General features: G+C 33.4%; 6 protein-coding genes. 3 read left to right on the top strand and 3 right to left on the bottom strand.

Annotation, left to right across the window (positions count from 1 at the left end; all coding sequences use genetic code 11):
• On the top strand, window positions 1–354 hold a 354-nt coding region (locus PQF96_RS28140; RefSeq protein WP_271770343.1), incomplete at its 5' end, for a DinB family protein.
• Here PQF96_RS28140 and PQF96_RS28135 read toward each other — a convergent pair.
• Entirely contained in the window at window positions 342–1,037 is a 696-nt protein-coding gene (locus PQF96_RS28135; protein ID WP_271770341.1) for an RluA family pseudouridine synthase, read from the bottom strand. The two genes, PQF96_RS28140 and PQF96_RS28135, sit on opposite strands and share 13 nt — an antisense overlap.
• 99 nt (window positions 1,038–1,136) lie before the next feature.
• Window positions 1,137–1,955 carry a 3-methyl-2-oxobutanoate hydroxymethyltransferase gene (gene panB, locus PQF96_RS28130; protein ID WP_109435419.1) on the bottom strand — a complete coding sequence of 273 codons (819 nt, stop codon included), beginning with the start codon at window positions 1,953–1,955 and terminating at the stop codon, window positions 1,137–1,139.
• Between the two features lie 161 nt (window positions 1,956–2,116).
• Here panB and PQF96_RS28125 point away from each other — a divergent pair, with 161 nt between their 5' ends.
• Window positions 2,117–2,596: a nuclear transport factor 2 family protein gene (locus tag PQF96_RS28125; RefSeq protein WP_271770338.1), complete on the top strand. Its 480-nt coding sequence runs from the start codon at window positions 2,117–2,119 to the stop codon at window positions 2,594–2,596.
• A 61-nt stretch (window positions 2,597–2,657) separates the two neighbouring features.
• On the opposite strand, the gene PQF96_RS28120 is transcribed toward PQF96_RS28125, so the two are convergent.
• Window positions 2,658–4,082: an L-serine ammonia-lyase gene (locus PQF96_RS28120; protein ID WP_271770336.1), complete on the bottom strand. Its 1,425-nt coding sequence runs from the start codon at window positions 4,080–4,082 to the stop codon at window positions 2,658–2,660.
• Window positions 4,083–4,310: 228 nt separating this feature from the next.
• Between PQF96_RS28120 and dnaK the strand changes: the two genes are divergently transcribed.
• The gene (gene dnaK, locus PQF96_RS28115) at window positions 4,311–6,227 is read left to right on the top strand and encodes a molecular chaperone DnaK (RefSeq protein ID WP_109435416.1); all 1,917 of its coding nucleotides are present in this window, start codon (window positions 4,311–4,313) and stop codon (window positions 6,225–6,227) included.
• Window positions 6,228–6,290 lie beyond the last annotated feature (63 nt).

The following is a 6,290-nucleotide window of genomic DNA, read 5'->3' as shown; positions in this document are numbered from 1 at the left end:
ATAAAATGGTCTAAAAAAGAAATCTTAGGACATCTAATCGACTCTGCAATACATAATTTACAACGATTTACAGAAGTACAATTTGAACCTAAACCGTATATAGTTAGAAAATATAATCAAAACGATTTGGTAAAAGTAAATCGTTATCAAGAATGCACAATTGAAAACATAGTTGAACTATGGGGTACGTTGAATAAACAAATTATTTTTGTTATTAAAAACTTAAGTACAGAAGAATTAAACTACAAAATTGATATTGAAGAGGATGATTTAAAAACCTTAGATTGGTTAATTGTCGACTATGTAGAACATATACAACATCATTCAAAACAAATTTTAAATCATAAGCAATGATCCCAAATCGAATCAGATGGAGGAGGAGCGATTATTGTAAGGGATTCTTTTTTGACCGGATGTATAAATGTAAGTTTTCTTGCATGCAGATGAATACTTCCATTTTTATTACTGCGATCTGCTCCATATTTTAAATCTCCTTTTATTATGGATCTTATATCAGAAAGTTGAGATCTTATTTGGTGGTGACGTCCCGTATGAAGATCAATTTCCAAAAGATAATAACGATCTAGTTTTTTAATTATTTTATATTCTAAAATTGCCTTTTTACTATCAGGAACTTCTTTTGTGTAGGCGTATGATTTATTTTGTTTAGGGTTTCTTTTTAACCAATGTATAAGAGTATCTTTTTCTTTTGGAGGTTGTTTTTTTACAACGGCCCAGTATGTTTTTTGAGCTTCTTTATTTGCAAATAATTTATTAAGTCTTGGTAAAGCTTTACTTGTTCTTGCAAATACAACAATACCACTAGTAGGTCTATCTAATCGATGTACTACACCTAGATATACAGCTCCTGGTTTATTGTATTTTTCGGCAATATATTCTTTAACGACTTCACTAAGTGGAGTGTCACCAGTTTTATCACCCTGTACAATATCTCCCGGACGTTTATTGATAATAATAATATGATTGTCTTCATAGAGAACTTGCAGGTTATCTTTTGTAGAGAAACTTTTCGACATCTTGGTTTTTTAGATTATTAGATTTTAGAAGTATTGTAATGTAGTATTAAACTTTGACGTCATTTTAATAACAGCTCTAATAATCAAGTTTACTCAAAATTAATATTGCTCATTTTCATTAGGGAAATCAACAGCTTTAACATCAGTTACATATTGTTTAAAAGCGTTTGTCATTTCAGTATACAGGTCTAAATAACGTCTTAAGAAGCGAGGGTTGAATTCATGAGTCATACCTAACATATCATGTGTTACCAATACTTGCCCATCAACACCATTTCCTGCTCCAATTCCGATAATAGGTATAGTGAGACTTTCTGCAACTTCTTTAGCCAATTTGGCAGGTACTTTTTCAAGAACAATAGCAAAACACCCTGCTTTTTCAAGCATAAGCGCGTCTTCTTTTAGTTTTTGAGCTTCTTCTTCTTCTTTTGCTCTTACAGTGTATGTACCAAATTTATAAATAGATTGAGGAGTTAACCCAAGGTGTCCCATTACGGGAATTCCTGCATTAAGGATTCTCTTTATTGATTCTTTAATTTCTTTTCCGCCTTCTAATTTTACAGCATGTCCTCCAGATTCTTTCATTATTCGTATTGCAGAACGTAAAGCTTCTTTAGGATCACTTTGATAACTTCCAAAAGGTAAGTCAACCACAATCAATGCACGATCAATTGCACGAATAACAGAAGAAGCATGATATATCATTTGATCCAAAGTAATAGGTAATGTTGTCTCATGACCAGCCATCACATTAGATGCAGAATCGCCTACAAGAATTACATCGACACCGGCGCCATCAACAATTTTAGCCATAGTATAGTCATATGCGGTTAACATCGATATCTTTTCTTTATTAGCCTTCATTTCCACTAGGGATTTAACCGTCACTCGTTTGTAATCTTTTTTAGCTGTAGACATTTGTATTGTTTTTTTTAAGGACTGTAAAAGTAATGAATTACCAATATGGTAACAAGAGTAATCTGCTTTTGATTTTTCTTTATGATATTGAAGTAAAAATTATCTATTTTAGAAAATAATTAAAACCTTACTTTTATATCGATCAAAAAATAAAAAACGTTATGTATAAAATATCATTATTATTTATTGTGTTATTTTCTTGGAATGCTTTTTCACAAAAAGAAGTAGCTGTAGATGATGTAAATAATTATAAAGAAGAAGTAAAACAAACCATTTTAAAGTTTTTTGAAGGATTTCATTCTGGTGATACTCTTAAAATGAAGAGTACCATGGATAATAATATAGTAATGCAAACTATTGCGAGGAATAAAGAAGGGCATTCTAAGACTATTAAGACAGATGTTGGAAAATTTGTTTTAGCGATTAAAAATAGACCGGCAGAACAGAAATGGGAAGAACGATTATTATCATTTAAAATCGATACAGATGCATTTATAGCAAATGCCTGGACTCCGTATGAGTTTTATGTCAATGATAATTTTAGTCATTGTGGAGTAAATGTATTTCAGTTATTCAATGATGGTAAAGACTGGAAAATTATTGCTCTTGCAGATACCAGACATCGGGAAGGATGCAAATAAATATTAAAAAATTGATTAAGAAAAGAGCCTTACTGTTTTAGGCTATGATTGTTAAATAAATCTAACAATCACTTAGGCTAACTTTAATAGCCAGACCACCTTCGCTTGTCTCTTTATATTTGGTATTCATATCTTGAGCGGTTTCCCACATCGTTTCGATTACTTTATCCAAAGGGACTTTAGCATTTGCAGCATCTGTATCTAATGCCATTTCGCATGCATTAATTGCTTTTATGGCACCCATAGCATTTCGTTCTATACAAGGAACCTGAACTAAACCACCTATGGGGTCACAGGTGAGTCCCAAATGATGTTCCATAGCAATTTCACTAGCCATAAGGACTTGATCAGGAGTACCTCCCATTAACTCAGTTAATGCTCCAGCTGCCATTGCTGATGAGACACCAATTTCGGCTTGACAACCACCCATAGCAGCAGAAATAGTAGCTCCTTTTTTAAATAAGCTTCCAATTTCGCCAGCAACTAACATAAATTGTTTTACATCATCAAAGTTAGCATCGTGATTCTCGATAACCATATAGTACATCATGACTGCAGGAATAACACCAGCACTTCCATTTGTTGGAGCAGTTACGACTCTTCCTAAAGAGGCATTAACTTCATTTACTGCTAGGGCAAAGCATGATACCCATTTAAGGATTTGACGAAATTTTACTTCGGTATCTCGAATAGATTCAATCCATTCTGTAGGTGTACTATAGGGAGTAGTACCTATCAATTTTTTATGAGTATCATAAGCTCTTCTTCTAACATTTAGCCCACCAGGTAATGTTCCTTCTGTATGACAACCTATATACATAGATTCGAGCATTGTATTCCAGACTTGAGCGATTCGATTATTAATCTCATCATCACTTCTTAGTGATCTTTCATTTTCAAGGACGATTTCAGATACTTTTTTGTTTTGAGAAGTACAATATTGAAGTAAATCTGTAGCTTTTTGTATCGGTAAAGGAAAATATTGAAATTTTTCAAGTTTCTTCTCTTTTCTTTTTCGTTCTTCCTGTACTACAAATCCACCTCCTATAGAATAGAAAGAAGAAGATATTTTTTCTCCGTTGTTCAATATGGCATGAAATGTCATACCATTAGGGTGAAACTCTTTAAATTCTCGATTAAATATAATCTGTGTCTTAGGGTCAAAAGGTATTCTTATCTCATTATTAAGGATAAGTTCTTTATCAGTGTTAATAGTATCTATAATAGAAGATATGGTAGAAACATCTATGGTTTGAGGATCATAACCATATAATCCTAAAATTACAGCAATATCAGTAGCATGACCTTTTCCTGTTAATGATAACGAACCAAAAAGATCAACTGTGATTACAGTAACAGATTCAAATACTTTGTTACTTTTTAATTCTGCTATCCATCTTCGACCTGCTCGCCAAGGACCTAATGTATGTGAACTAGAAGGACCAACACCTATTTTCAACATATCAAAAACACTGATACATTCCATAATTTAAACTATTGATAAAATTTAAGCGGTAAATATAGTTTTTTGACAATAAAGAAACTTGTTTTTTAAGGAATAGTTACTACTGTTTTTTATTTAGAGTTAATAGCTTGTTTAATATTAATATAATAGATTGTAATGACATCCTGTCAGATTGATTGTAATGGCATAATCATTGACTTAACAGCATTGAATTAGTACGAATAATAGTATAATAATTTAAATATAAAAATGAGTAAAATAATAGGAATAGACTTAGGGACAACCAACTCTTGTGTTTCTGTAATGGAAGGTAATGAGCCTGTAGTAATCCCTAATGCTGAAGGTAAGAGAACTACCCCTTCTGTCATTGCATTTGTAGAAGGAGGAGAAATTAAAGTAGGAGATCCTGCAAAGCGTCAAGCGGTTACTAATCCAACTAAGACTATCTCTTCGATTAAAAGATTTATGGGAAATAAATTCTCTGAATCTTCAAAAGAAGCCCAAAGAGCAGCTTATAAAGTTGTAAAAGGAGATAATGATACGCCACGAGTTGATATTGATGGGCGCTTATATACACCACAAGAATTATCTGCAATGACACTTCAGAAAATGAAGAAAACAGCAGAAGATTATCTTGGTCAGGATGTCACTAGTGCAGTAATTACTGTACCAGCTTACTTTAATGATGCGCAACGTCAGGCTACCAAAGAAGCAGGAGAGATCGCTGGTCTTAAAGTAGAAAGAATTATCAACGAACCTACAGCAGCAGCATTAGCTTATGGTCTTGATAAAAAAGGTACAGATCAGAAAATCGTAGTATTTGATTTTGGTGGAGGTACACATGATGTTTCTATACTAGAATTAGGTGATGGCGTTTTTGAAGTATTATCTACAGATGGAGATACACATTTAGGAGGAGACGATGTAGATCAAAAAATCATTGATTGGTTAGCAGAAGAGTTTAAAAGTGAAGAGAATATGGATCTAAGAGAAGATCCAATGGCTTTACAACGTCTTAAAGAAGCTGCAGAAAAAGCTAAAATTGAGTTATCATCATCTGCTCAAACTGAAATTAACTTACCATATGTTACAGCTACTGCAAGTGGTCCTAAGCACTTGGTAAGAACACTAACAAAAGCAAAATTTGATCAATTAATAGATGATTTAGTAAAAAGAACGATAGAACCATGTCGTACAGCACTTAAGGCTGCTGGATTATCAACTAGTGATATTGATGAAATTATATTAGTAGGAGGATCTACTCGTATTCCTGCTGTACAGGAAGCTGTTGAGAAATTCTTTGGTAAATCACCTAGTAAAGGAGTGAATCCAGATGAAGTTGTTGCAGTTGGAGCAGCTATCCAAGGAGGAGTATTAACAGGAGATGTTAAAGATGTTTTATTATTAGATGTTACTCCACTTTCTTTAGGTATAGAAACTATGGGTAATGTTATGACTAAGCTTATTGATGCAAATACTACGATTCCTACTAAGAAATCACAAGTATTTTCTACTGCAGCTGATAACCAACCATCGGTTGAGATTCATGTATTGCAAGGAGAGCGTCCTATGGCTGCAGATAATAAAACCATTGGTCGTTTCCATCTTGATGGAATTCCGCCAGCACAAAGAGGAACTCCGCAAATCGAAGTTACTTTTGATATTGATGCCAATGGTATCATAAAAGTTTCTGCTACAGATAAAGCAACAAATAAATCTCAGGATATTCGTATCGAAGCTTCTTCAGGATTGACAGAAGAAGAAATAGAGAAAATGAAGCAGGAAGCTGAAGCTAACGCAGAAGCAGATAAAGCAGCCAAAGAAACTGCTGATAAGCTTAATGAAGCTGATGGAATGATTTTCCAGACAGAGAAACAACTTACTGAGTTTGGTGATAAATTATCTGATGATAAGAAAAAACCAATCGAGGAAGCTTTAGAAGAATTGAAAAAAGCACATGAGACAAAAGATCTTGCTGTTATCCAACCTGCTCTTGATAAAATCAATGAAGCTTGGAAAGTAGCTAGTGAAGAAATGTACAAAGCTCAGGCCGAAGCACAACAGAATGGACAACCTGGACCTGATACAGCTTCAGATCAACCTTCTGGAGATAATGGTTCTGAAGGAAGTGATGTAGAGGATGTTGATTTTGAAGAAGTAAAGTAGATTATTCTTATACATAATGATAAAAATGCGCAACCTATGGTTGCGCATTTTTTTTATGCACAT

The organism is Aquimarina algiphila, from assembly GCF_947494415.1.
In the GTDB taxonomy this organism is placed as follows: domain Bacteria; phylum Bacteroidota; class Bacteroidia; order Flavobacteriales; family Flavobacteriaceae; genus Aquimarina; species Aquimarina algiphila.
Note: the sequence above shows the minus strand (reverse complement) of the source record. Positions and strands in the feature narration are given on the sequence as shown.